The following is a 1,577-nucleotide window of genomic DNA, read 5'->3' as shown; positions in this document are numbered from 1 at the left end:
ACAAAACAACTAGAAAGACATAAAATGTATAAACAGTATAACACAAATCAACTCAGCCTTGAACTATCTATTGCTTGGGACATCCCTGAAACTCATGAAGCACGTCTCATTAGCCAGTTTGTAGACTCTATTCCAGACTCTGTTCTCTTAGAGAAAAAATCTCATACTGGTCGGCCAGCTTTCCATCCAGCTATGTTATTAAAAATGACGCTCTTTGCTTATGCTCGGAAAGTCTATTCTGGTCGAAACATTGTGCAAATGAATGAAGAAGTGATTCCTATGAAATGGCTAAGCCAAGATACCTATGTCTGTTATCGCACAATAAACAGTTTCCGAGCTAGTAGGCATGCCAACCAGCTGATTAAGACCGCTTTTATTTACTTCACTCTACTCCTTCGAGATAATGGTATGATTGAGGAGGATGCTCTATTCATTGACGGAACAAAAATTGAAGCAGATGCCAATAAATATTCCTTCACTTGGAAAAAAGCTGTGGAACGTTATGATACAGCCTTGGACGGGAATATATCTGATTTATATGATCAACTTGTTCAAGAGGGAGTAAACACTGCTCTGTCTAAAGAAGAATGCCTCACTAGCGCTGGTCTTCTTCAACTTCTACAAGATACCGAACAAATCCTTGAGGAAGTTGAAGAAGCTATCTCTCAGGAGCCTAAAGTTATCAAAGGTGGATCCGTAAATAAGCAAAAACGTAGACGGTTAAAAAAACACCACAGAAAATTGAAAGAAGATTATCTTAATCGTAAGAAACGATATGAAAATAGTCGAGAAATCTTGGGAGAAAGGAATTCCTATTCTAATACTGATATAGATGCAACCTTTATGCGGATGAAGGAAGACCATATGAAAAACGGTCAACTGAAACCTGGCTATAATCTCCAAGTAGCTTCAAATGGACAATATGCTTTAGCCTACGGTATTTTTCCAAATCCAACAGATACGCGAACCTTGAAACCATTTCTTCAATCAATTCAAACACTAGATTTATTCCAATATATTGTCGCAGATGCGGGCTATGGAAGTGAGGAGAACTACAGTTTTATTATTGATGAATTAGAGAAGACTCCTTTAATTCCGTATGGAATGTATCAGAAAGAGCAGACAAGAAAATACAAGCAAGCTGAAACAAATCCAGCTAATTGGATTTATCTTGAAAAAGGGGATCAGTGGATAAAACCGGATGGAGTCCTTTATGGTTTCAAATATTATTCCAAAAGAAGAGATAAGTATGGATTTGAGCGTGACTTTAAAATCTATGAAGCCCTAGAATTTCAAGCTAATCCGGAGTTAGATCAATTAGCACGAACAGAGAAAGGGAATTTGAAGCAAATTCACTATAATCCAACTTGGACCTACTTTAAACAGAAAGTCAAAGAAAATTTGGAGAGTAAGGAAGGATCCCACATCTACGCCAAACGAAAGGTCGATGTCGAACCTATATTTGGTAGGATGAAGGGTGTTTTTGGCGTACGCCGAGTTCATGTTCGAGGAAATCAAAACGTGGAAACAGAGTTAGGGCTCCTCTTAATGAGCATGAATCTTACAAAATTGACTAA

At 37.8% G+C, this 1,577-nt stretch carries 1 protein-coding gene; it reads left to right on the top strand.

Annotated elements, in window-relative coordinates; all coding sequences use genetic code 11:
- Positions 1-24: 24 nt before the first annotated feature.
- Positions 25-1,577 (top strand): IS1182 family transposase (locus tag E4T71_RS08555; protein WP_135038907.1); only part of this gene is annotated, 1,553 nt, incomplete at its 3' end.

It is taken from the genome of Streptococcus sp. WM07 (assembly GCF_004570525.1).
Taxonomy (GTDB): domain Bacteria; phylum Bacillota; class Bacilli; order Lactobacillales; family Streptococcaceae; genus Streptococcus.
This window is presented reverse-complemented; position numbering and strand designations above follow the sequence as displayed.